The sequence below is a fragment of the Serratia ficaria genome (assembly GCF_900187015.1).
GTDB lineage: Bacteria > Pseudomonadota > Gammaproteobacteria > Enterobacterales > Enterobacteriaceae > Serratia > Serratia ficaria.
Genome location: NZ_LT906479.1, coordinates 4,643,146 through 4,666,832, shown reverse-complemented (window position 1 = coordinate 4,666,832; position 23,687 = coordinate 4,643,146). Strand labels below are relative to the sequence as shown.

Sequence of the window (23,687 nt, the reverse complement as noted above, 5' to 3'; positions counted from 1 at the left end):
TACTCTTTTTGTGTAGCTATTAGTGGGTTTTTGACAGACGGTTAACCGCTGCCTGCAAAGCAAATGTGTAGCCATCCGCGCCGAGGCCGCAGATCACGCCTACCGCTACGTCCGAGAGGTAAGAGTGATGGCGGAAAGGCTCGCGGGCGTGCACGTTGGACAGGTGGATCTCGATAAACGGGATCTGCACCGCCAACAACGCATCGCGCAGCGCCACGCTGGTGTGCGTGAACGCCGCCGGGTTGATCAGAATGAAGTCCGTGTTGCCGCGCGCCTGATGAATGCGATCGATCAGCCGGTGCTCGGCGTTGGACTGCAGATGGCTCAGGGTAATATCCAGTGCGGACGCCTGGTTTTCCAATCCGTTAACAATCTCTGTCAGCGTCGTGCTGCCGTACTTCTCCGGCTCACGCGTCCCCAGCAGATTCAGATTGGGGCCGTTCAGAAGCAAAATGTGAAACTTATCCGCCATTGTGCTGGTATCTCCGGCAATAAAACCATCATCGTAGAAAATAACCCGATGTCACCGATTTGTCACCTGTTAAGGGGCAAATTCACCCTGAGAACGGTAACAAGGTCGGGCATTATAACGATATCGTAGCAATTCGCAGCTAAATACTGGTCTTATCAGCGAAGATATTCAACCCCAAATCGATGGGCGGGGGAAACCGTTACTGGAATATGAGGGGTAGAACACAGAAAAGTTCCCGCCTGCGGCGCGCGATTGTTACCGTCAATAACGCGCGCCGTGGCGAGGTTTACCGCCACCAGCCGCGGAATTTCTTGTAGCGCAGCGCCAGCAGCGCCACCGCCAGCAGCGCGTAGATGAAAGGCTGCGGCGAAAAGGTCTTTACCGACCACAGATAGTGGATCGGCGCGAGGATCGCCGCCAGATAGACGAAGTTATGCCATGTCTGCCATTTGGCGCCCATTTTGCGCATCGCCCAGCGCGTTGACGTGGCGGCCAGCGCCAGCAGGATACACCAGCTGACGATGCCCAGCGTCAGATAAGGCCGGGTGACCAGTTCGCGCCCCAGCAGGCCGATATTGCTCAGGCCCAGCTCCAGCGTGGAGTAGCTTATCAGATGCAAGGTTCCCCAGGCAAAGCACCACAGCCCGAGCAACCGGCGGCAGCGGATCAGCAGCGGCTGGCGGGCATAGCGCGCCAACGGGGCGATAGCCAGGGTGGCCAACAGCAGCTTCAGCGTCATCCTGCCGGTAAAATGCTGGATATCCTTGGCCGGATCGGCGCTGAGCCAGCCCTGATCGACCGCCAGCACCAGCCAGAGAAACGGCAGCAACGCCGCCAGGTAAATCGCGGCCTTCAGCCAGGTGATGTGGGTCGGGGTCAAGCGCACTTAAAAATTCTCCCGCAGGTCCATGCCGCGATACAGCGAGGCCACCTGTTCGGCATAGCCGTTGAACAGCAGCGTCGGCTGACGTTTGACGTCCAGAATGCCGCCGGAGCCGATAAACCGCTCGCTGGCCTGCGACCAGCGCGGGTGATCGACGTGCGGATTCACGTTGGCGTAAAAACCGTACTCGTTCGGCGCCGATTGGTTCCAGGTGGTGGGCGGTTGATCGCGCACCAGGCGGATGTGTACGATCGACTTGATGCCCTTGAAACCGTATTTCCACGGCGCGATCAGCCGCAGCGGCGCGCCGTTCTGCGGCGGCAGGGTTTTGCCGTAGACCCCGACGGTCAGCAGCGCCAGCGGGTGCATCGCTTCGTCCAGCCGCAGCCCTTCGACATAGGGATATTTCAGGCCGCCGCCGATGAAGCGGTCCTTCTGGCCCGGCATCTGCTCCGGATCGTACAGCGTCTGGAAGGCGACGTAGCGGGCGTTGCCGTTCGGCTCGGCCAGCCTGATCAGCTTGCCCAGCTCAAAGCCGATCCAGGGCACCACCATCGACCAGGCCTCGACGCAGCGCATGCGGTAGATGCGCTGTTCCAGCGGAAAACGCCGCATTAAATCGTCGATGTCCAGGGTGATGGGTTTGGCCACCTCGCCGTCGATGCGCACCTTCCAGCCTTCGGTCTTCAGCCCGCCGGCGTTGGCGGCCGGATCGGCCTTGTCGAGGCCGAACTCGTAGAAGTTGTTGTAACCGGCCACCTTGTCCTCCGGCGTCAGCGCCAGCGGAGCCTGCCAGGCCGCAGGCCGGCTGAATTCCAGCGCCTTGCCCGGCGGCGCCTTGGGGCGGTCGTTGCCTTTGAACCATGACAACAGGTCCGCCCGGGCGTTGACGGGCAGGGCCAGCGACGCGGCGGTAATGCCCAGCGCCTGCAGCACTTTGCGCCGCTGATGAAACACGCTTTCCGGCGTGACATCGGCTTCGGTCAATTTGGGGGATTTATTCATGGTCATTTTCTCCGCGATTTATCCTGTAAGCATGGCGCGAAAGCGGGCCGGATGCGAGAGGCGGCGGGAAAATATGAAATTTCGCAGAGCGGGGCCGTGTCCCCCCGTCGCCGGGGGGCGGGCATCAGCGGATTTTCACCAGGGTGCGGCCGGTGACCTGGTTGTTCAGCAGCGCGGCGGCGGTGGCCGGCGCCTGTTCCAGCGCGATTTCATGGGTGGCTTGCTGATAGAAGCTGTCCGGCAGGATGCCGGCCAGGCGTTCCCAGGCGGTCTGGCGGCGGTGCAGCGGCGTATGCACCGAGTCCACGCCCTGCAGGCGCACGTTGCGCAGGATAAACGGCATCACGGTGGTGGGCAGCTGATAACCGCCGGCCAGGCCGCAGGCGGCGACGGTGCCGTTGTAGTTCATCTGCGCCAGCACCCGCGCCAGCAGTTTGTCGCCGACGGTATCCACCGCGCCGGCCCACAGCTGCTTCTCCAGCGGGCGCGGCGTTTCGATGTAGCCGTCGCGCGACATCACCTCTTTGGCGCCGAGCGCTTTCAGGTAGTCGGTGTTGCTGTCGCGGCCGCTGATGGCGGTCACCCGGTAGCCCAGCGCCGCCAGCAGCGCGATCGCCGTGCTGCCTACGCCGCCGCTGGCGCCGGTCACCAGGATATCGCCGTCGTCCGGATGCACGCCGCCTTCTTCCAGCGCCATCACGCACAGCATGGCGGTAAACCCGGCGGTGCCGATGATCATCGCCTTGCGCTCATCCAGGCCGTTCGGCAGCGGCACCAGCCATTCGCCGGATACCCGCGCCTGTTCGGCCAGGCCGCCCCAGTGGTGTTCGCCCACGCCCCAGCCGGTCAGCACCACGCTTTGGCCCTCTTTGAAGCGATCGTCCCGGCTGTGGCGCACGGTGCCGGCGAAGTCGATGCCCGGCACCATCGGGAAGTTGCGGACGATTTTTCCCTTGCCGGTGATCGCCAACGCATCCTTGTAGTTAAGGCTGGACCAGTTGACGTCGACGGTGACGTCGCCGTCGGGCAGCTGCTCGCTGCCGATATCCTTTATATGAGCCAGAGTTTGATCGTCTTGTTGTTCCAATAACAGTGCACGCATGTCACTCTTCCTCTCTTTGCATTTTGCTATAAATGGCCGAATCAGATTTATTTGACTATATGCATAATAAGCAAGCCGGGCCCTGATTAAGGACAAAAATGATGCTTTCAGGTTTTCTTCATCGGCAATGCTTGTTAGCTTGTTCTGCACTTGCCGGCGACGGGCCTGAGAAATAACCGCCGTTTCAAATAAAAATCAGGGCATTGCGTTGCGTTCATTTGAGCAGGTTCGGGGCCTTTATTCATCAAAGGGTGAACAGTTACTTAACCATAGCGGACAAGGCACAGGGATGCGATTTACCACCAAACTCTCTGCATTGATCACCCTGCTGGTGGCGTTGGCGATGTTTTTGATGCTGATGGGGTGCTCATACAGCTTCTTCCATGTCACTCAGGAGCGGTTGGATCGCCGCTTCGATTCGCTGGTGGCGTCGCTCGATCAGGCGATGCTGCGCGAGCCGCCGCAGGAGCAGGAGCAGTGGCTGCCGCTGGTGATGCGCCCGCTCGGCATCGTGGCGGTCAGCGTGGACAGCGGCCAAAGCAATGTTCTCAGCTATAAGCTGCCGACGGCGAAGGTGCCCTGGGACGCGCTGAACGGCTATCGCCAGGTGTCGCGGCCGATGCTGCAACACCCGGGCAGCGTCCTTAACATCACCTATCTTGACCCCTTCGCCGGCGACATGCGCACCTTGCGTTCCACCGCCGCCGTAACGCTGTCGATCATCGTGATGGTGGTGATCCTGCTGTTCAGCCTGCGCTGGCTGCGCGAACAGGCCGACGGCGAAGATCGCCTGGAGCGCCGCGCGCGGCGCATTCTCAACGGCGAGCGCGAAAACGTCATGCAGGGCGACGTGCGCGAATGGCCGGCCAACGTCAGCGGCGCGCTCGATCGCCTGCTGGCGGACCTGGCGGAAGCGCGCGAAGAGCGCAGCCGGGTCGATACGCTGATCCGCGCCTTCGCCGCCCAGGACGCCAAAACCGGCCTGAACAATCGATTGTTCTTCGATAACCAATTGACCACCCAGTTGGAAGAAGAAGGCTCGCACGGCATCGTGATGATGGTGCGGCTGCCCGATTTCGACACCCTGCGCGATACCCACGGCAGCGCGGCGGTGCAGGAGCTGATGTATTCGCTGGTCAACCTGCTTTCCACCTTTGTGATGCGCTACCCGGCGGCGCTGCTGGCGCGCTATTTCCACAGCGACTTCACCGTGCTGCTGCCGCATCGCACCCTGAAGGAGGCGGACGGCATCGCCGCGCAGCTGGTTCACGCCATCGATGCGCTGCCCTCCACCGCGCTGATCGACCGCGACGCCTTCCTGCACATCGGCATCGTGGCGTACCGCAGCGGCCAGACCACCGAACAGGTGATCGACCATGCGGAGCAGGCGACGCGCCACGCTTCCTTGCAGGGGGAAAACGGCTGGTATGTTTACGACAGCCAGGTGCCGGAAAAGGGGCGCGGCAGCGTCAAGTGGCGCACCTTGCTGGAACAGGTGTTGGCGCGCGGCGGCCCGCGGCTGTATCAGAAACCGGCGGTCACCGTGGAGGGGGAGGTTCATCACCGCGAAATCATGAGCCGCATTTATGATGGCACTCAGGAGTTGCTGCCTTCGGAATATATGCCGCTGGTGCAGCAGCTTGGGCTGGCGGAGAGTTACGACCGCCAGAAAGTCAGCCGGATCCTGCCTTTGCTGACGCTGTGGCCCGCAGAGACGCTGGCGTTTACGCTGTGCGTGGATTCATTATTGCAGCGCACTTTCCAGCGCTGGCTGCGCGATACGCTGCTGCAGTGCGAAAAAAGTCATCGGCGGCGAATTCTGATTGAACTTGCAGAGGCAGATGTGTGTCAACATATCGACCGTTTGCGCCCGGTGCTGAGATTGCTGTCAGGACTGGGCTGTCGTCTTGCCGTTTCCCAGGCGGGTTTAACCGTGGTCAGTACGTCCTATATCAAATCGCTGCAGGTGGAGATCGTCAAGCTCCATCCGGGGTTGGTGCGGAGTATCGACAAGCGGGACGAGAATCAGCTGTTCGTTCAGAGCCTGGCCGGCGCCTGCGAAGGCACCAGCGCGCAGGTGTTCGCCGCCAGCGTGCGCACGCGCAACGAATGGCAGACGCTGAAAGAACGCGGGATCCGCGGCGGACAGGGCGACTTTTTCGCACCGCCGGAGCCGATAGACCTCGGGCGTAAAAAATATTCACGTCGTTATCGTGTTTAACCTGAATGCCGGGCAAAAATTGACGTAGAATGAGCGCCAATCCATCTGGGCTTTTTTTATCCGTCATTTTGGGATTACCCCCCAAACTGCCTGCGACAACGACGCCTATTTGAGATAGGCTCTTGTCAGCCTCTTCCTGTCGGACGTTGGTAGGTGCTTACCACCAGCGGCAATCAGGGAATATGTTAGATTTTATGAGCTGTGTTACGCCGTTTCGTGCGCTGACAGGGTGGTAAACTGAGCCTTTGTTCAGGGAATTCAGGCCTCATCCAATTTCCGTGCATTCGAGCAGAAACAATACAGACTATTTTTCACCGAAGTAGAACGTTTTTGCGCCTTGTCGCTGCTTCGTGTGGTTGGTAAAGTAGGCGGATTTTATTTTCCGCCCCCAGCTTGCAGGATTATCCTTTAGTTATGTTTAAGAAATTTCGTGGCATGTTTTCCAATGACTTGTCCATCGACTTGGGTACCGCCAATACCCTGATTTATGTTAAAGGGCAAGGCATTGTACTGAATGAACCGTCGGTGGTTGCCATTCGCCAAGATCGTGCCGGTTCTCCGAAGAGCGTTGCGGCCGTGGGCCACGACGCCAAACAGATGCTGGGGCGCACCCCTGGCAATATCGCGGCTATTCGCCCGATGAAAGACGGCGTGATCGCCGACTTCTTCGTGACCGAAAAAATGCTGCAGCACTTTATCAAACAGGTTCACAGCAACAGTTTCATGCGCCCAAGCCCGCGCGTGCTGGTCTGTGTGCCGGTCGGCGCAACCCAGGTTGAACGCCGCGCTATCCGCGAATCCGCCCAAGGGGCAGGCGCGCGCGAAGTGTTTCTGATTGAAGAGCCGATGGCTGCGGCGATCGGCGCGGGCCTGCCGGTGTCTGAAGCGACCGGTTCCATGGTGGTGGATATCGGCGGCGGCACCACTGAAGTGGCGGTGATCTCGCTCAACGGCGTGGTCTACTCCTCTTCCGTGCGCATCGGCGGCGATCGCTTCGATGAAGCCATCATCAATTATGTGCGCCGTAACTACGGTTCACTGATCGGTGAAGCCACCGCCGAGCGCATCAAGCATGAAATCGGCTCGGCTTACCCGGGCGACGAAGTGCGCGAGATCGAAGTCCGCGGCCGTAACCTGGCCGAAGGCGTACCGCGCGGCTTTACCCTGAACTCCAATGAAATCCTCGAAGCCCTGCAGGAGCCGTTGACCGGCATCGTCAGCGCGGTGATGGTGGCGCTGGAGCAGTGCCCGCCGGAGCTGGCTTCCGACATTTCCGAACGCGGCATGGTATTGACCGGCGGCGGCGCGCTGCTGCGCAACCTCGATCGCCTGCTGATGGAAGAAACCGGCATTCCGGTCGTGGTGGCAGAAGATCCGTTGACCTGCGTGGCGCGCGGCGGCGGCAAGGCGTTGGAAATGATCGACATGCATGGCGGCGATTTGTTCAGCGAAGAATAGTCAGCCCCTGGAAGGAGGAATCGTATCGGATGAATGCGCAAAGCGAGAATCGGGTACGGTTCCTCTTTCTGTTGTCGAGGAACTCGCATAATTTATGAAGCCGATTTTTAGCAGGGGGCCTTCCCTGCAACTGCGACTTTTTTTGGCGGTGATCGCGGCCATTGGCCTGATCGTTGCCGACAGCCGGCTCGGTACGTTCGTGAAGATACGCAACTACATGGACACCGCCGTCAGTCCTTTCTATTTTTTGGCCAATGGGCCGCGTAAAGTTTTGGACAGCGTGTCGGATACGCTGGCCACCCGCCAACAGCTGGAGCTGGAAAACCGCGCTCTGCGGCAGGAACTGCTGCTGAAAAACAGCGATGTCCTTCTTCTTGGCCAATTCAAGCAGGAAAACGCCCGCCTGCGCGAACTGCTCGGCTCGCCGCTGCGCCAGGATGAGCACAAGATGGTCACCCAGGTGATCTCCACCGGCTCCGATCCCTACAGCGATCAGGTGGTGATCGACAAAGGCTCGGACAACGGCGTGTACGAAGGCCAGCCGGTGATCAGCGACAAGGGCGTGGTCGGCCAGGTGGTGGCGGTGGCCAAGGTCACCAGCCGGGTGCTGCTGATTTGCGACGCCTCGCACGCGCTGCCGATCCAGGTGCTGCGCAACGATATCCGGGTGATCGCCGCGGGCAGCGGCTGCGCCGACGATTTGCAGCTCGAGCATCTGCCGAACAACACCGATATCCGCGTGGGCGACGTGCTGGTCACCTCCGGCCTGGGCGGCCGCTTCCCGGAGGGTTATCCGGTGGCGGTGGTGTCTTCGGTCAAGGTGGACAACCAGCGCGCTTATACCGTGATCCAGGCGCGGCCGACCGCCGGGCTGCAACGCCTGCGCTATCTGCTGTTGCTGTGGGGCGCGGACCGCAACGGCGATATGCCGCTGCCGCCGGACGAAGTGCATCGGGTGGCCAATGAGCGCCTGATGCAGATGATGCCGCAGGTGCTGCCGCCGGCCGACGCCGTAGGGCCGCAGCTGCCATTGCCGGCGCCGGCGACCGGCGCCGTATCGCCGCAGGCCGCCGCGCCGGCCCAGCCGACTGCGGGAGTCGCCCAATGAATCGCTACCGCAGCCACGGGCGCTGGATCATCTGGCTGTCATTCCTGGTCGCGCTGGTGCTGCAGATCATGCCGTGGCCGGAACAGATCTACATGTTCCGCCCCTCCTGGCTGGCGCTGATCCTGATTTACTGGGTGATGGCGCTGCCGCACCGCGTCAACGTCGGCACCGGCTTCGTGCTCGGGCTGATCATGGACCTGATCCTCGGCTCCACGCTCGGCGTGCGCGCGCTGGGGCTGGGCATCATCGCCTATCTGGTGGCGTTCAAATTCCAGCTGTTCCGCAATATGGCGCTGTGGCAACAGGCGCTGATCGTGGTGCTGCTGTCGCTGGCGATGGACGTGGTGGTGTTCTGGGCTGAGTTTTTAGTGATCAACGTCTCTTTCCGCCCGGAGGTGTTCTGGAGTAGTGTGGTAAACGGCATTCTGTGGCCGTGGTTGTTCCTGCTGATGCGCAAGATTCGCCGTCAGTTCGCCGTACAGTAAGGGTATATCAATGAATTCGACTGCGCTTTATCTGGCCTCCGGCTCTCCGCGTCGACGCGAACTGTTGACCCTGCTGGGCGCGTCGTTTGACATTTTGCTGACGCATACCGAAGAGCAGCGCCAAGAGGGCGAAGCCGCCGAAGCCTACGTGCGCCGCCTGGCGCAGGACAAGGCCAAAGCGGGCGTCGCGCTGGCGCCGCAGGAACGGCCGGTGCTGGGCGCCGATACCATCGTGGTGCTCAACGGGCGGGTGCTGGAGAAGCCGCGCGATGAAGCGCATGCGGCGGAAATGCTGGCGATGCTGTCGGGCAGGCAGCATCAGGTGATGACCGCGGTGGCGATCGCCGATCGCCATGACGTGCTGTGCCAGCTGGTGGTGACCGACGTGACGTTCCGCAACCTGTCCCAACGGGACATTCGCGACTATATTGCAACGGGCGAGCCGATGGATAAAGCGGGCGCCTACGGAATTCAAGGAAAGGGTGGTTGTTTCGTCAGAACGATAACCGGGAGTTATCACGCGGTGATGGGCCTGCCGCTGGTCGAAACACATGAGCTGCTCAGTAATTTTGTCGCATTACGTGATGTAAGAACCGGTTGATGGGCGCTGCCATTATCGACCGGCTCTGAGGAGAAGGCATGACAGCTGAGCTACTGGTTAATATCACACCGTCTGAAACGCGGGTTGCCTATATCGACGGCGGCATCCTGCAAGAGATCCATATCGAACGCGAATCCAAACGCGGCATCGTCGGCAATATATACAAGGGGCGCGTCAGCCGCGTCTTGCCGGGCATGCAGGCGGCGTTCGTCGATATCGGCCTGGACAAGGCCGCCTTCCTGCATGCCTCCGACATCATGCCGCATACCGAATGCGTGGCCGGCGATGAGCAAAAGAACTTCCACGTGCGCGACATCGCCGAACTGGTGCGCCAGGGGCAGGACCTGATGGTGCAGGTGGTGAAGGATCCGCTCGGCACCAAGGGCGCGCGCCTGACCACCGACATCACCCTGCCTTCGCGTTACCTGGTGTTTATGCCGGGCGCGGCGCACGTCGGGGTATCGCAGCGCATTGAAAGCGAAGCCGAGCGCGAGCGCCTGAAGAACACCGTCGCCGCTTACTGCGACGAACTGGGCGGGTTCATCATCCGCACCGCGGCGGAAGGCATCGGCGAAGAAGAGCTGGCGCAGGACGCCGCCTTCCTCAAGCGCCTGTGGACCAAGGTGATGGAGCGTAAAAAACGCAACCAAACCAAATATAAGCTGTATGGCGAGCTGGCGCTGGCGCAGCGCATCCTGCGCGACTTCGCCGGCGCGGCGCTGGATCGCATCCGCGTCGATTCGCGGCTGACCCACGATCTGTTGGTGGAGTTCACCGGCGAATACATTCCGGACATCACCAGCAAGCTGGAGCTGTACACCGGCAGCCAGCCGATTTTCGATCTTTACGACGTGGAAAACGAGATCCAGCGTGCGCTGGAGCGCAAGGTGGAGCTGAAATCCGGCGGTTACCTGATCATCGATCAAACCGAAGCGATGACCACCGTCGATATCAATACCGGCGCCTTCGTCGGCCACCGCAACCTCGACGAAACCATTTTCAACACCAATATCGAGGCGACCCAGGCCATCGCCCGCCAGCTGCGGCTGCGCAACCTGGGCGGCATTATCATCATCGACTTTATCGATATGAATAACGAGGAGCATCGCCGCCGGGTGCTGCACTCGCTGGAGCAGGCGCTGAGTAAAGATCGGGTAAAAACCACGATCAACGGCTTCTCTCAGCTAGGCTTAGTGGAAATGACGCGTAAACGGACGCGGGAAAGCATTGAACATGTGCTGTGCCGCGATTGTCCTACCTGCAATGGACGCGGCACCGTGAAAACGGTGGAAACCGTGTGCTACGAAATCCTGCGCGAAATCGTGCGCGTGCATCATGCCTACGATTCCGATCGTTTCCTGGTGTACGCCTCGGCGGCGGTCGGCGAAGCGCTGAAGAGCGAAGAGTCGCATGCGCTGGCGGAAGTGGAGATCTTCGTGGGCAAACAGGTGAAGGTGCAGATCGAACCCTTGTACAGCCAGGAGCAGTTCGACGTCGTCATGATGTAACCCGTCCGACATCGGTAAGGGTCCGGCGTACCGGGCCCGTCAGTGCATAGATATTCCCGTTGCCAGGCAGCGGAAGCAAGGAGAACTGCGTGAGGCGACTGCCTGGGATCCTGTTAGCAACAGGCGCCACTCTGATAGTTATTGTGGCGTTGCTGATCAGCGGGCTGCGCCTGGTGCTGCCTAAACTGAACGATTACCGCCCCCAGCTGCTGGCGAAGGCGGAAAGCCTCTCCGGCGTGCCCGTTCAGGTCGATTTCATGCAGGGCAGTTGGGAAACCTTCGGCCCGCGGCTTGAAATGCGCAACGTGCGCGCCGCGCTGCCGAAGAGCAATCTGCATATCGAACGCGTGACGCTGGCGCTGGACGTGTGGCAATCGCTGCTGCACTGGCGTTGGCAGTTTCGCGATCTCACCTTTTACCAATTCCAACTCGATCTGAACGCTACGCTCGGCGGTGACGACCACCAGGGCAGCGCCATTGAGCCGGGCAGGATCAGCGACCTGCTGCTGCGCCAGCTGGATCATTTCGACCTGCGCGACAGCCGCATCTCGTTCCTGACGCCCGCCGGCGCGCGCGCCGAATTTGAAATCCCGCAGCTGACCTGGCTTAACCGCCGCGATCGCCACCGCGCCGAAGGGCAGCTCGGGCTGTCGACGCTGAACGGCCAGCACGGCGTGGTGCAGCTGCGCATGGATCTGCGCGATAACCGGGGGCTATTGGATACCGGCACGGTCTATCTGCAGGCCGACAACATCGACATGAAACCCTGGTTCACCCGCTGGCTGCGCGCCAATACCGGGCTGGAAAGCGCCGACTTCAGCCTGGCGGCCTGGCTGCAGGTGCAAAACGGCGAGATAGCCGGCGGCCATGCGCTGTTGAAGCAGGGCGCGGCCAACTGGGGCGAAGGGGCCGCGCAGCATCGGCTGGACGTGGATAACCTGGCGCTGTCGGCGCGGCGGCAGGGGACCGGCTGGCAAATAGACGTGCCGCAGCTGCGGTTGAGCACCGATGGGCAAGCCTGGCCGCAGGGCATGCTCTCGGCGCTGTGGCTGCCGGAAAACACCGAATTTATGGGGCCGGGCCAGAATGAAGAGCTGCGGGTGCGCGCCACGGATATTCAGCTCGAACGTCTGTCTGCGCTGCTGCCGACCTTCTCGTTCCTCAGCCCGGCGCTGCTGGAGCGCTGGAACGATCTGCAGCCGCAGGGGAAACTCGAGGCGCTGGCGCTGGACATCCCGCTGAAACAGCCGGAAAAGACCCGCTTCCAGGCCCTGTGGCAAGATGTCAGCTGGCAGCGCTGGCAGTTGCTGCCGGGCGTCGATCGCTTTTCCGGCGCGCTGAGCGGCGGGGTGGAGGATGGCCGGCTGACGCTGGGCCTCGACGGCAGCACGCTGCCCTATGGCGATATGTTCCGTGCGCCGCTGGAAGTCAGCAGCGCGCGCGGCGCGCTGAGCTGGCGTTATAACGACCAGGGCTGGGAACTGGCGAGCAAGGGGCTGGATGTCAAGGCCAAATCGCTGTGGGTCAACGGCGACTTCAGCTACCGTCAGCCGGCCAAGGGCGACCCCTGGCTGAGCATCCTGGCGGGCATCCGCCTGTATGACGGCGCGCAAGCCTGGCGCTACTTCCCGGAACCGCTGATGGGCAAACACCTGGTGGACTACCTCAGCGGCGCCATTCAGGGCGGCCAGGTGGATAACGCCACGTTGATCTACTCCGGCGATCCAAAGCATTTCCCGTACCGCAAAAAAGAGGGCCAGTTTGAGGTGTTCGTTCCACTGCGCCATGCGACCTTCCAGTTCCAGCCGGGCTGGCCGGCGCTGACCGACCTGGCGATCGACCTCGACTTCGCCAACGAAGGGCTGTGGATGCATGCGCCGCAGACCCGGCTGGGCAAGGTCGACGGCAAAAACGTCAGCGCGGCGATCCCGGACTACCTGAAGGAGCGGCTGCTGATAGACGCCGAGGTGGCGGGCGCCGGTTCCGAGGTTCACGACTACTTCAAACAGACGCCGCTGCATGATTCGCTCGGCGCGGCGCTGGACGAGCTGCAGATCGGCGGCGATGTCAGTGGGCGCTTACATCTCGATATCCCCCTGAACGGCGAGCAGGTGCGCGCCACCGGTGAAGTGGCGTTGAACAACAACTCACTGTTGGTTAAACCGATCGGCAGCGAGCTGCAGAAGCTGAACGGCAAGTTCCGCTTCGACAACGGCAATCTGCAGAGCGATACCCTGTCGGGCAACTGGTTCGGGCAGCCGATCGCGGTGAACTTCAATACTCAGGAAGGCGAGCGCGACTACAAGGTCAACGTGGGCCTGAAAGCCGACTGGCAGCCGGCCAAATTCCCCGGTCTGCCGCAGGCCGTGGCCGACCAGCTCGGCGGCAGCGCCCCCTGGCAGAGCCAGGTCGCCATCGTGCTGCCGCATCAGGGCTCGGCCAGTTATGATATCGGCGTCGATGCGGACCTAAAGAAAGTGAGCAGTCACTTACCACCACCGCTGGATAAACCGGCCGGTGAAGCGCTGCCGCTGAGCGTCAAGGTCAAAGGCGGCCTGAACGGTTTCATGCTGACCGGCAACGCAGGCAAGCAAAATCATTTCAACAGTGAATGGCTGTTTGCCAAAAAGCAGGTGACGCTGGCGCGCGCCGCATGGCAAACCGCCGGCAACGGCACGCCGCCGCTGCCGGCCAGCCAGTCGCTGACCCTCAATCTGCCGCCGCTGGACGGCGAGAAGTGGCTGGCGCTGCTGGCGCCGGCGTTGAAGCAGGGCGGCGGTTCCGGCCAGGTGGGCGGCTTCAGCTTCCCGACCACCGTGGCGCTGAACACGCCGCAGCTGCTGTTGGGCGGCCAGGCCTGGCATAATCTGAAGCTGTCGGCCGAAAAGCAGCTCGGCGGCACGCGGGTGAGCGCCAAGGGCGATGAAGTGGACGGCAGCCTGCGGGTGGCGGACCGCGGCCCGTGGCGCGCCGATATCAACTATCTCTATTACAATCCGCAGTTCGCCGACGGCAAGAGCGCGCCGGCGGCGGCCAGCCCGCAGGGGCCGGCGGACAAGGTCTCTTTCCGCGACTGGCCTTCGCTGATGCTGCGCTGCCGGTCATGCTGGGTGCTGGGGCAAAACCTCGGCAAGGTCGAGGCCGATCTGGCCAACAAGGGCGATACCCTGACGCTGGAACATGGCCTGATCGACACCGGCAAGGGGCGCATGACCGCCAGCGGCCTGTGGAAGCAGAACGCGCAGGAGGAGCGCAGCTCGCTGAAAGGCAAGCTGCTGGGCGGCAAGATTGACGAAACCGCCGCCTTCTTCGGCATCACCACGCCGCTGAAGGGCGCGCCTTATGATGTGGACTTCGATCTGTACTGGCGCGGCGCGCCGTGGCAGCCGCAGATCAACAGCCTCAGCGGCGCGCTGCAGGTGAAAATGGGCAAAGGCGAGATCGACAGCATCGGCGGCGGCCGCGCCGGGCAGTTGCTGCGGCTGGTGAGTTTCGACGCCTTGCTGCGCAAGCTGCAGTTTGATTTCAGCGATACCTTCGGCAAAGGCTTTTACTTTGACTCCATCCGCAGCACCGCATGGCTGAAAGATGGCATAATGCATACCGATAACCTGTTGGTTGACGGATTGGCGGCGGATATCGCCATGAGCGGCCAGATCGATCTGGCGCGCCGGCGGATCGACATGGAAGCGGTGGTGGCGCCGGAAATTTCGGCCACCGTCGGCGTGGCCACGGCGTTTGTCATCAACCCGATCGTCGGCGCGGCGGTGTTTGCCGCCTCGCAGGTGCTGGGGCCGCTGTGGAACAAGATTTCGCTGATTCGTTACCATATCAGCGGCGATCTGGACCAGCCGAAGATCAACGAGGTCCTGCGTAAGCCAAAGGAGGATAAGGCGTCATGAGAAATGCTAACGTTGCGTTGTTACAGCTGTGCAGCGGCGATCGGGTGCGCGATAACCTGGCCCAGATTGAACAGCAGATCAAGCAGCTCAATGCCGGGGTAAAACTGGTCATGACGCCGGAGAACGCGCTGCTGTTCGCCAACTCCGCCGCTTACCGCGAACACGCGGAAACTCAGGGCGACGGCCCGCTGCAGAACGCGGTGCGCGAGATGGCGCGCCGCTATGGCGTGTGGCTGCTGGTCGGTTCGATGCCGTTGGTCAGCCGGGAAAATCCGGCGCTGATCACCACCAGCAGCCTGCTGTTCGACGATCGGGGCGAGATCCGCGCGCGCTACGACAAGCTGCATATGTTCGATGTGGACATTCGCGACAGCCACGGCCATTACCGCGAGTCGGACACTTATCAGCACGGGCAACACCTGACGGTGGTGGACACGCCGGTCGGGCGGTTGGGCATGACGATATGCTACGATCTGCGTTTCCCGGCGCTGTTCCAGGCGCTGCGGGCGCAGGGCGCCGAGCTGATATCGGTGCCGGCGGCCTTTACCCGGGTCACCGGCGAGGCGCACTGGGAGATCTTGCTGCGCGCCAGAGCGATTGAAAACCAGTGCATGATCCTGGCGCCGGCGCAGGTGGGCCGCCATGGGCCGACGCGCCGCACCTGGGGCCATACGCTGGCCGTCGACGGCTGGGGCAAGGTGCTGGCCGAAAACGCCGACGCGGTGGCGGCGCTGAAGGTGCGCGTGGACAGCGCCGGCCTGCAGACCGTCCGCGAGCAGATGCCGGTGCTGCGGCACAACAGATTCCAGACGTCGCTGATTGCGCCGTCTGACCCGATATCCTCCAATGAAGAGTGAAAAAATTATGAGCCTGACGTTTGTCAGTGAGCAGTTACTCGCTGCGAATAAGCTGAGTCATCAAGACCTGCACAGGGTGTTGGGTCAACTGGCAGAACGCCGCCTCGATTATGCCGACCTCTATTTTCAGTCCAGCTATCACGAAGCCTGGGTGATTGAGGACGGCATCATCAAGGATGGTTCCTACAATATCGATCAGGGGGTTGGGGTGCGCGCGGTCAGCGGCGAGAAGACCGGTTTCGCCTATGCCGATCAGATCACCCTGAACGCGCTGCAGCAAAGCGCCCAGGCGGCGCGCAGCATCGTGCGCGACAGCGGTAACGGCCGGGCGCATACCCTGGGCGAAATCAGCCATCAGGCGCTGTACCCGCTGCTCGACCCGCTGCAGAGCCTGCCGCGCGAAGAGAAAATCGCCCTGCTGCACCGTGTTGACAAGGTTGCCCGTGAGGCCGATAAACGGGTGCAGGAAGTCAGCGCCAGCATCACCGGCGTCTACGAACAGATACTGGTCGCGGCCACCGACGGCACGCTGGCGGCGGACGTGCGCCCGCTGGTGCGCCTGTCCGTCAGCGTGCTGGTGGAGCAGGACGGCAAGCGCGAACGCGGCGCCAGCGGCGGCGGCGGCCGTTTCGGCTATGACTATTTTCTGGAAAGCGTCGACGGCGAAGTGCGCGCCGACGCCTACGCCAAAGAAGCGGTGCGCATGGCGTTGGTCAACCTGAGCGCCGTGGCGGCGCCGGCCGGCAACATGCCGGTGGTGCTGGGCGCGGGCTGGCCGGGCGTGCTGCTGCATGAGGCGGTGGGGCACGGTCTGGAAGGCGACTTCAACCGGCGCGGCACCTCGGTGTTCAGCGGGCAGATGGGTCAGCTGGTGGCCTCCGAGCTGTGCACGGTGGTGGACGACGGCACCCTGCAGGGGCGCCGCGGTTCGCTGGCCATCGACGACGAAGGCGTGCCGGGCCAATACAACGTGCTGATCGAAAACGGCATTTTGAAAGGCTACATGCAGGATAAGCTCAACGCGCGCCTGATGGGCGTGCCGCCGACCGGCAACGGCCGCCGCGAGTCTTACGCGCATCTGCCGATGCCGCGCATGACCAATACCTACCTGCTGGCGGGCAAATCGACGCCGGAAGAGATCATCGCCAGCGTGGAGTACGGCCTGTATGCGCCGAACTTTGGCGGCGGGCAGGTGGACATCACCTCCGGCAAGTTCGTGTTCTCCACCACCGAAGCCTATCTGATCGAGAACGGCCGCATCACCAAACCGGTGAAGGGCGCCACCCTGATCGGCTCCGGCATCGAGGCGATGCAGCAGATTTCCATGGTCGGCAACGATCTGGCGCTGGACAAGGGCGTGGGCGTCTGCGGCAAAGAAGGGCAGAGTCTGCCGGTGGGCGTCGGCCAGCCGACCCTGAAGCTGGACACCCTGACCGTCGGCGGCACGGCGTAAGCCTCACGGGGGCCGTGCTTCGGCCCCTGATATTTCCCCGTTTTGGCCGCGCTTACACCCGCACCTCACCGATCCTCGCCAGCGCATCCACCACCAGATCCCAAAATTTATCCTGATCCAGCTTCACCGCGACCTGGGTATGGCAGCCCGGCGGCGGCGGCGCGCGGAAATCCGCTACCGTCATGCCCAGCGTCAGGGTGCCGGTCAGTTCGATATCCACCGGCGCTTTGCGCACCGTCATCACCTCAGGGTTGATGACGTAGGCCACCGCGCAGGGATCGTGCACCGGCGGGGAGCTGAAGCCCTGCGCCCGCCGATACATCTTGCCGAAGAACGCCAGCAGCTCGCCGACGAAGTCGGCCGGCCCGGTGCCGATGGCGGCGATGCGTTCGCACACCGCCGGCGTGGCCAGCGCCTGATGGGTGAGATCCAGCCCCACCATGGTCAGCGGCCATCTCTCGTTGAACACGATATGCGCCGCTTCGGGGTCGATCTTGATATTGAATTCCGCCACCGCGCTCCAGTTGCCCACGTGGTAACCGCCGCCCATCAGCACCACTTCCTTGACCCGTTCGGCAATGCGCGGTTCTTTGCGCACCGCCATGGCGATGTTGGTCAGGCCGCCGGTCGGCACCAGCGTCACGCTGCCCGGCGGGTGCGCCATCAGGGTATCGATGATCAGATCCACCGCGTGGCGCGTGTCCAGCCGCAGCGTTGGCTCCGGCAGCGCCGGGCCGTCCAGGCCGGATTCGCCGTGGATATCGGGCGCCACCTCAATGTTGCGCACCAGCGGGCGCGGGCAGCCGGCGGCGAAGGGCACGCCGGTGATATTGGCGATGCGCGCCACCGCCAGCGCGTTGCGGGTCACCTTGTCCAGCGTCTGGTTGCCCACCACCGTGGTGACCGCCAACAGTTCGATATCCGGGTTGCCCCAGGCCAGCAGCAGCGCGATGGCGTCGTCATGCCCCGGGTCGCAGTCCAGTATGATTTTTTTCATTTTTATTCCTGATGCAGGGAGAGGTTCGCGCAGCATAACGCAGCCCTGCGCGCCAGGGTAATGCCGATGATGCTTTTGCCATCCGCATCAAAACCTTGCCAATTTTTCGGTGTAATTAAACGTAAATCCGCTGGGTCACGCTTTACCCTGGAGCTTGCTCCATGGTTTACATTGAGACTGACGCAAAACAAGGGGGTGGAGTATGACGAAAAACGGTTGGGCAATGATGACAGTGCTGGCGGCGATGGCCTTGTGGACCCTGTTGGCCTGGGGCGCGGCCGGGCTGTTGGGCTGGTTGCCGGTGCTGGTGGACTTCGCCGGCGGCAGCGTCGAATCGCTGCCGGTGAACGGCATGTTGAGCCTGGTGCCCCAGACCATGCTGGATGCCTGGTTGCCGTGGCTGAAACAGCTGGGTGGCGCGCTGGCGGGCAGCTTCCCGACGCTGCTGGCCTGGGCGGGCTATGCGGTCTGGCTGCTGTGGGGGCTGGGCATGCTGGCGCTGGCGCTGGTGGCAGCACTGGCGCGCCGCTGTCTGGCCGGCGCTCAGCGGTAGCCCTGGTACACCGCCGCGACGCGCTCGAAATACTCGGTCAGGTAGTTGATGCACACCTGCACCTTCAGCGGCAGCTTGTCTTTTTCGGTATAGAGCGCGTAGATCGGTCGCGGATCCGAATGGTAGCTTTTGAACAGGATCTCGATCTCGCCGCGCTTGATCTCTTCGATCACCCACATCAGCGGGGCGTAGGCGATGCCGGCGCCGTTCTTCAGCCAGCGGATCATGGTCTGGGAGTCGTTGGTGACGAAGCGCCCCTGCGGTGAAATACGCGTGGTGATGCCCTCCGGCGCGATCAGCTCGAACTCGCTGTCGGGGCGCACGCTGTATTCCAGCCAGGAGAAGTTGACCATGTCGCTCGGCTTTTGCGGCGTGCCGTGCTGGCTGAGGTAACTTTTGGCGGCGCACACCACCATCGGCATCGAGCCTAAGCGGCGCGAGAACAGGCTGGAATCCCGCAGCTCGCCGGTGCGGATCACCAGATCCAGCCCGTCGGCGATCAGATCCGGCGCCGGGATGCCGGTCACCAGGTTCACCGTCAGGCCGGGGTATTCTTTCAGCATTTCGGCGGTCATGTTCGCCAGCACGTTCTGCGCCATGGTGGACGAACTGCCGATGCGCAGCGTGCCGGTGGGCGTATTGTTGAACGCGAACAGCTGCTCGTGCACTTCGCTCACTTCCTGCAGCATGCGGCGGCAGCCCTGGTAGTAAATTTTGCCGGCTTCGGTCAGGCCGATGCTGCGCGTGCTGCGGTTGAGCAGCTTGACCTGCAGTTCATTTTCCAGTTTCGACACCGTTTGGCTGATCGATGAAACGCTCATGTCCAGCTGGCGCGCGGCCGCGGTAAACGACCCGAACTCAACCACTTTGGCGAATACCGACATCCGTTTTAATCTTTCCATTGTTCACTCTGGCTTAAAAGTGATTTAGATCACAGATTGTTGATGAGTTGATAGTAAGCACGCTAATATAACGTGGTCGGGTGGAAAGACCTTACCAACGCGCGCGATCGATCGGCAACGCCATTCTGGCCGATCCCTCCGGCGCCCTCGCAGTCCCTGTCGCGGATATATGCCCCAGAGTTTAACCTTTTTTCAGGTTCCTGGCCTGTCTGGTCAAGATTTGTGGTGCGCGTCCGCTAAAATGTAAAGAGAATGTGAATGGGAAGAAAGGTTGTCGCCCGGTGCAGTGAATAATAAGGAAAAAGTGATGAGTTTGCTTCCGGTTATGGTCATCTTCGGACTGTCGTTTCCGCCGGTGTTTTTCGAGCTGCTGGTTTCGCTGGCGTTGTTCTTTTTGCTGCGACGCCTGCTGCAGCCCACCGGGATATACGATTTTGTCTGGCATCCGGCGCTGTTCAATACCGCGCTGTATTGCTGCTTGTTTTATCTGATTTCACGTCTTTTTGTTTGAGGTCGCTGTGAAAAATTTTTCAATAAAAATAACCCGAATCGCGATCACTTTGATTCTCGTGCTGCTGGCGATCGTCGCCATCTTCAAGGCCTGGGTGTTCTATACCGAATCGCCGTGGACGCGTGACGCCAAATTCACCGCCGACGTGGTGGCGATAGCGCCGGACGTCAGCGGCCTGCTGACCGACGTGCCGGTGGTGGATAACCAGCTGGTGACGAAAGGGCAGATACTGTTCGTGGTCGACCGGCCGCGCTATGAGCAGGCGCTGGCGGAAGCCACCGCCGACGTGGCCTATTACCGGACCCTGGCGGCGGAGAAGAAGCGCGAGGCGGGCCGCCGCGTGCGGCTGGGCGTGCAGGCGATGTCGCAGGAGGAGATAGACCAGGCCAACAACGTGTTGCAGACCGTGCAGCACCAGCTGGCGAAAGCCGTGGCGGCGCGTGAACTGGCGCAGCTGGACCTGCAGCGCACCACGGTGCGCGCGCCGGCCGACGGTTGGGTCACCAACCTGAACGTCCACGCCGGTGAATACATCACCCGCGGCTCCGTTGCCGTGGCGCTGGTGAAGAAAAACACCTTCTACGTGCTGGCCTACCTGGAAGAAACCAAGCTGAACGGTCTGAACAAGGGCGACCGTGCGGAGATCACCCCGCTGGGCAGCAACCGCATCATGCACGGCACCGTCGACAGCGTGGCGGCGGCGGTGAACAACAGCAGCAGCACCGTCAACAGCAAGGGGCTGGCGTCGATCGACAGCAACCTGGAGTGGGTGCGTCTGGCGCAGCGCGTGCCGGTTAAAATTATGCTGGACGACAAGGATCAGCAGCACCCGTACCCGGCCGGCACCACCGCCACCGTGGTGATCACCGGTAAAAACGACCGCAGCGCCGACAGCGGCTCGCCCTTTGTGCGTTTGATGCATCGGCTGCGTGAGTTCGGCTAATGAATAGCCCAACCTTTATCCGGCTGAGGTTCGCCTTCAAACTCAGCTTCGCGATTGTGTTTGCGCTGTTTGTCGGTTTCCACCTGAACCTGGAAACGCCGCGCTGGTCGGCGATGACCGCCGCCATCGTCGCCGCCGGCCCGGCCTTCGCCGCCGGCGGCGAACCTTTCTCCGGCGCGATCCGCCACCGCGGCTGGCTGCGCATCATCGGCACCTTTATCGGCTGCTTCGTCGGCCTGGTGATTATCGTCACCACCGCCCGCGCGCCGGTGGTGATGCTGTTGCTGTGCTGCATCTGGGCCGGTTTCTGCACCTGGCTGTCTTCGCTGATCAAGGTGGAGAACTCCTACGCCTGGGGGTTGGCCGGCTATACCGCGCTGATCATCATCGTCACCGTCGCCACCAGCGAATCCCACCTGCTGGAAGCGCCGCAGTTCGCCATCGAACGCTGCAGCGAAATCGTGCTGGGGATCGTCAGCGCGGTGCTGGCGGACCTGCTGTTCTCGCCGCGGTCGATCAAACAGGATATCGATCGGGCGGTGGACCGGCTGTTGGTGGATCAATACCGGCTGATGCAGATGTGCGTCAGCAACGCCGATAAAGAAGACATCGACCGCGCCTGGAGCAACCTGGTGAAGAGCACCACCGCGCTCAACGGCATGCGCAGCAACCTGATGATGGAGTCCTCGCGCTGGCAGAAGGTCAACCGTCGGGTGCGGGCGCTGCACACCCTGTCGCTGACGCTGATTACCCAGGCCTGCGAAACCTATCTGATCTTGCTGAATCATCCGGATGCATTGAAGGAAAACATCCGCGAGCTGCTGCTGGTGCCGGCGGAAACGCCGCCGGAGATCCACAAGCGCATGAAGCTGCTGCGGCAGGTGCTGACCACCAACCGCACCGACGAAACCTTGCCGACGGTGACCTCCTGGGTCGGCGCAGCGACGCGCTACCTGCTGCTGTCGAAAGGCGTGCGCACCAACGGCAGCATCAGCGCGGTGGAAGAAGACGTGCTGAGCGGCGAAGCGGTGGTCAAGCCGACCTCGGCGGAAGGGCATCACGCGATGATCAACGGTCTGCGCACCTTCGTGGCGACGTCGGTCGGCTGCCTGCTGTGGCTGTGGACCGGCTGGACCTCCGGCAGCGGTTTTATGGTGATCATCGCGGTGATCACCTCGCTGGCGATGCGCACCCCGGCGCCGCGCATGGTGGCGATGGACTTCGTGCTGGGGATGTTGGCGGCGATCCCGGTCGGTTCGCTGTTCTTTATGGTGATCCTGCCGGCGACCCAGCAGAGCATCCTGCTGCTGTGTCTCAGCCTCGGCCTGCTGGCGTTCTTCATCGGCATCGAGGTGCAGAAGCGGCGGCTGGGCTCGCTGGGGCTGCTGGCGGGGACCATCAATATCCTGGTGCTGAGCAACCCGATGGAATTCAACGTCACCCAGTTCCTCGACGGGGCGCTTGGCCAGTTCCTCGGCAGCTGCGTCGGGCTGATGGTGCTGCTGTTGATCCGCGACAACTCGCGCGAACGCACCGGCCGCACCTTGCTCAACCAGTTCGTCAGCAGCGCGGTCTCGGCGCTGACCACCAAGGCGGCGCGCCGTCGGCAGAACCATTTGCCGGCGCTGTATCAGCAGCTTAATCAGTTGCTGATGATGTTCCCCAACGACATCGCCAAATACCGGCTGGCGCTGAACCTGATCATTGCCCACCAGCGCATGCAGCGCGCGGAGATCCCGGCCAGCGAAGAGCTGTCGGCGTTTCACCGGCAGATCCGCAACACCGCCGACCACGTGGTGTCGGCGAAGAACGACGTCAAGCGCGCCTACTATTACGATCGGCTGCTGGGCGAAATGAACGAATATCAGCAGAAGCTGGTGGACAACCAGGCGCCGCTCGCCGTCACCGGGCCGGTCAAACGCCTGGCCGACATGCTGCACCGCTATCGCCACGCCTTGATCGATTGATGCGCTAACCTCCCGTCAGGCGCCGTTCGGCGCCGTCCGCGACTATACTGAGATCGGTATCCGGCGCTGAAAGCCGGCCGCAAGCATTGGGCCGCTTTCAGGGATACTCTGAGTGTCAGAACCGCGGGAAAATGGCATGATTAGCATGAACGGGGGGCAAAGATGCCGGCAGCCGACGACCCTGCAGCGAAAACGTTACGCGCCAGTCATCTTTGTTTCATCCTTTTCATCTATACACCTAACTAGCGCTGGGGGCTGCTGCGCCTCTGGCGGCAATAATTCAGGGAAAGCAATGAACAAGCGGATTCTCGTGGCGATCGTCATCGCCGTTGTGATAGCCGGATTCAGCGCGCTGCGCGGCACCGATCGGGCGATCGGCGTCAACGCGCCGGCGGCGACGCAGGGGCAGCAACAGCAGCAGGGCATCGATCGCCTGACGCAGCAGCAGAGGGTGGTCAGCTACCTGCAGCAACATCAGCGGCTGCCGGATTATTACCTCACCAAAAAGCAGGCGCGTGAGCAGGGCTGGGATCCGCGCGACGGCAATCTGTGCTCGGTGCTGCCGGGCAGGGCGATTGGCGGCGATCGGTTCTCCAACCGTGAAGGGCGATTGCCCGGCGCCCGTAATCGGGTATGGCGCGAGGCGGACATCAATTATCAGTGCGGCCGGCGCGGCGCCGATCGCCTGCTGTATTCCAGCGACGGTCTGATTTTTGTCACGCGTGACCATTATAAAAACTTCATTCGGGTGGAGTGATC

Annotated in this window: 20 protein-coding genes; 14 read left to right on the top strand and 6 right to left on the bottom strand. The window is 62.1% G+C overall.

All coding sequences use genetic code 11. From position 1 onward, the window contains the following. Positions 1-19 precede the first annotated feature (19 nt). From aroQ to acuI, 4 genes are all read right to left on the bottom strand, one after another. Positions 20-472 carry a type II 3-dehydroquinate dehydratase gene (gene aroQ / locus CKW09_RS21900; RefSeq protein ID WP_061797034.1) on the bottom strand — a complete coding sequence of 151 codons (453 nt, stop codon included), beginning with the start codon at positions 470-472 and terminating at the stop codon, positions 20-22. Between the two features lie 286 nt (positions 473-758). Continuing rightward, complete coding sequence (gene msrQ, locus CKW09_RS21895; protein WP_095099454.1) at positions 759-1,358, bottom strand: protein-methionine-sulfoxide reductase heme-binding subunit MsrQ; 600 nt, start codon at positions 1,356-1,358, stop codon at positions 759-761. Continuing rightward, complete coding sequence (gene msrP / locus CKW09_RS21890; protein WP_061797098.1) at positions 1,359-2,360, bottom strand: protein-methionine-sulfoxide reductase catalytic subunit MsrP; 1,002 nt, start codon at positions 2,358-2,360, stop codon at positions 1,359-1,361. A gap of 124 nt (positions 2,361-2,484) precedes the next feature. Further along, a complete protein-coding gene (acuI, locus tag CKW09_RS21885; RefSeq protein ID WP_061797036.1) occupies positions 2,485-3,462 on the bottom strand; it encodes an acrylyl-CoA reductase (NADPH) in 978 nt (325 codons plus the stop codon). 289 nt (positions 3,463-3,751) lie between these two features. On the opposite strand from acuI, the gene csrD reads away from it, so the two are divergent. From csrD to tldD, 9 genes are all read left to right on the top strand, one after another. Then, positions 3,752-5,683 carry an RNase E specificity factor CsrD gene (gene csrD, locus CKW09_RS21880; RefSeq protein WP_061797038.1) on the top strand — a complete coding sequence of 644 codons (1,932 nt, stop codon included), beginning with the start codon at positions 3,752-3,754 and terminating at the stop codon, positions 5,681-5,683. A 414-nt stretch (positions 5,684-6,097) separates the two neighbouring features. After that, a complete protein-coding gene (mreB, locus tag CKW09_RS21875) occupies positions 6,098-7,141 on the top strand; it encodes a rod shape-determining protein MreB (RefSeq protein ID WP_003855260.1) in 1,044 nt (347 codons plus the stop codon). Between the two features lie 94 nt (positions 7,142-7,235). Further along, positions 7,236-8,249 (top strand): rod shape-determining protein MreC, encoded by a 1,014-nt coding sequence (mreC, locus tag CKW09_RS21870; protein WP_061797039.1) that lies wholly within the window; start codon positions 7,236-7,238, stop codon positions 8,247-8,249. Beyond that, positions 8,246-8,734, top strand: coding sequence for a rod shape-determining protein MreD (gene mreD, locus CKW09_RS21865; protein WP_061797040.1), 489 nt, complete (start codon positions 8,246-8,248; stop codon positions 8,732-8,734). The genes mreC and mreD overlap by 4 nt, the downstream gene beginning before the upstream one ends. Positions 8,735-8,744: 10 nt before the next feature. Next, complete coding sequence (locus CKW09_RS21860; RefSeq protein ID WP_095099451.1) at positions 8,745-9,335, top strand: Maf family protein; 591 nt, start codon at positions 8,745-8,747, stop codon at positions 9,333-9,335. A gap of 38 nt (positions 9,336-9,373) precedes the next feature. Further along, positions 9,374-10,843, top strand: a complete 1,470-nt coding sequence (gene rng / locus CKW09_RS21855; protein ID WP_061797043.1) for a ribonuclease G — start codon at positions 9,374-9,376, stop codon at positions 10,841-10,843. A gap of 89 nt (positions 10,844-10,932) precedes the next feature. Next, positions 10,933-14,745 carry an AsmA2 domain-containing protein YhdP gene (gene yhdP, locus CKW09_RS21850; protein ID WP_095099448.1) on the top strand — a complete coding sequence of 1,271 codons (3,813 nt, stop codon included), beginning with the start codon at positions 10,933-10,935 and terminating at the stop codon, positions 14,743-14,745. Further along, positions 14,742-15,602: a deaminated glutathione amidase gene (nit1, locus tag CKW09_RS21845; RefSeq protein WP_061797045.1), complete on the top strand. Its 861-nt coding sequence runs from the start codon at positions 14,742-14,744 to the stop codon at positions 15,600-15,602. The genes yhdP and nit1 overlap by 4 nt, the downstream gene beginning before the upstream one ends. 7 nt (positions 15,603-15,609) lie before the next feature. Then, positions 15,610-17,055, top strand: coding sequence for a metalloprotease TldD (gene tldD / locus CKW09_RS21840; RefSeq protein WP_061797047.1), 1,446 nt, complete (start codon positions 15,610-15,612; stop codon positions 17,053-17,055). A 52-nt stretch (positions 17,056-17,107) separates the two neighbouring features. Here the strand turns inward: tldD and uriH are convergent, their stop codons facing one another. Then, positions 17,108-18,052, bottom strand: coding sequence for a uridine-preferring nucleoside hydrolase UriH (gene uriH, locus CKW09_RS21835; RefSeq protein WP_095099445.1), 945 nt, complete (start codon positions 18,050-18,052; stop codon positions 17,108-17,110). A 202-nt stretch (positions 18,053-18,254) separates the two neighbouring features. Between uriH and CKW09_RS21830 the strand changes: the two genes are divergently transcribed. Next, positions 18,255-18,605, top strand: a complete 351-nt coding sequence (locus CKW09_RS21830; RefSeq protein ID WP_154899686.1) for a hypothetical protein — start codon at positions 18,255-18,257, stop codon at positions 18,603-18,605. Here CKW09_RS21830 and aaeR read toward each other — a convergent pair. Continuing rightward, the gene (gene aaeR / locus CKW09_RS21825; protein WP_061797051.1) at positions 18,596-19,507 is read right to left on the bottom strand and encodes an HTH-type transcriptional activator AaeR; all 912 of its coding nucleotides are present in this window, start codon (positions 19,505-19,507) and stop codon (positions 18,596-18,598) included. The two genes, CKW09_RS21830 and aaeR, sit on opposite strands and share 10 nt — an antisense overlap. A gap of 307 nt (positions 19,508-19,814) precedes the next feature. On the opposite strand from aaeR, the gene aaeX reads away from it, so the two are divergent. From aaeX to CKW09_RS21805, 4 genes are all read left to right on the top strand, one after another. Further along, complete coding sequence (gene aaeX / locus CKW09_RS21820; RefSeq protein ID WP_004948617.1) at positions 19,815-20,018, top strand: p-hydroxybenzoic acid efflux pump operon protein AaeX; 204 nt, start codon at positions 19,815-19,817, stop codon at positions 20,016-20,018. A gap of 7 nt (positions 20,019-20,025) precedes the next feature. Beyond that, positions 20,026-20,961 carry a p-hydroxybenzoic acid efflux pump subunit AaeA gene (gene aaeA, locus CKW09_RS21815; protein WP_061797052.1) on the top strand — a complete coding sequence of 312 codons (936 nt, stop codon included), beginning with the start codon at positions 20,026-20,028 and terminating at the stop codon, positions 20,959-20,961. After that, positions 20,961-22,928, top strand: a complete 1,968-nt coding sequence (gene aaeB, locus CKW09_RS21810; RefSeq protein ID WP_061797053.1) for a p-hydroxybenzoic acid efflux pump subunit AaeB — start codon at positions 20,961-20,963, stop codon at positions 22,926-22,928. The genes aaeA and aaeB overlap by 1 nt, the downstream gene beginning before the upstream one ends. A 292-nt stretch (positions 22,929-23,220) precedes the next feature. Further along, entirely contained in the window at positions 23,221-23,685 is a 465-nt protein-coding gene (locus tag CKW09_RS21805; RefSeq protein WP_095099442.1) for a ribonuclease domain-containing protein, read from the top strand. Positions 23,686-23,687 lie beyond the last annotated feature (2 nt).

Excerpts from the sequence above, each read along its gene's own strand:
- aaeR (WP_061797051.1), bottom strand. The coding sequence starts at position 19,507 with ATGGAAAGATTAAAACGGATGTCGGTATTCGCCAAAGTGGTTGAGTTC.
- csrD (WP_061797038.1), top strand. The coding sequence starts at position 3,752 with ATGCGATTTACCACCAAACTCTCTGCATTGATCACCCTGCTGGTGGCG.
- mreC (WP_061797039.1), top strand. The coding sequence starts at position 7,236 with ATGAAGCCGATTTTTAGCAGGGGGCCTTCCCTGCAACTGCGACTTTTT.
- mreB (WP_003855260.1), top strand. The coding sequence starts at position 6,098 with ATGTTTAAGAAATTTCGTGGCATGTTTTCCAATGACTTGTCCATCGAC.
- tldD (WP_061797047.1), top strand. The coding sequence starts at position 15,610 with ATGAGCCTGACGTTTGTCAGTGAGCAGTTACTCGCTGCGAATAAGCTG.
- CKW09_RS21805 (WP_095099442.1), top strand. The coding sequence starts at position 23,221 with ATGAACAAGCGGATTCTCGTGGCGATCGTCATCGCCGTTGTGATAGCC.
- aaeX (WP_004948617.1), top strand. The coding sequence starts at position 19,815 with ATGAGTTTGCTTCCGGTTATGGTCATCTTCGGACTGTCGTTTCCGCCG.
- mreD (WP_061797040.1), top strand. The coding sequence starts at position 8,246 with ATGAATCGCTACCGCAGCCACGGGCGCTGGATCATCTGGCTGTCATTC.
- aaeB (WP_061797053.1), top strand. The coding sequence starts at position 20,961 with ATGAATAGCCCAACCTTTATCCGGCTGAGGTTCGCCTTCAAACTCAGC.
- msrP (WP_061797098.1), bottom strand. The coding sequence starts at position 2,360 with ATGAATAAATCCCCCAAATTGACCGAAGCCGATGTCACGCCGGAAAGC.
- rng (WP_061797043.1), top strand. The coding sequence starts at position 9,374 with ATGACAGCTGAGCTACTGGTTAATATCACACCGTCTGAAACGCGGGTT.
- nit1 (WP_061797045.1), top strand. The coding sequence starts at position 14,742 with ATGAGAAATGCTAACGTTGCGTTGTTACAGCTGTGCAGCGGCGATCGG.
- CKW09_RS21830 (WP_154899686.1), top strand. The coding sequence starts at position 18,255 with ATGACGAAAAACGGTTGGGCAATGATGACAGTGCTGGCGGCGATGGCC.
- aroQ (WP_061797034.1), bottom strand. The coding sequence starts at position 472 with ATGGCGGATAAGTTTCACATTTTGCTTCTGAACGGCCCCAATCTGAAT.
- CKW09_RS21860 (WP_095099451.1), top strand. The coding sequence starts at position 8,745 with ATGAATTCGACTGCGCTTTATCTGGCCTCCGGCTCTCCGCGTCGACGC.
- acuI (WP_061797036.1), bottom strand. The coding sequence starts at position 3,462 with ATGCGTGCACTGTTATTGGAACAACAAGACGATCAAACTCTGGCTCAT.
- uriH (WP_095099445.1), bottom strand. The coding sequence starts at position 18,052 with ATGAAAAAAATCATACTGGACTGCGACCCGGGGCATGACGACGCCATC.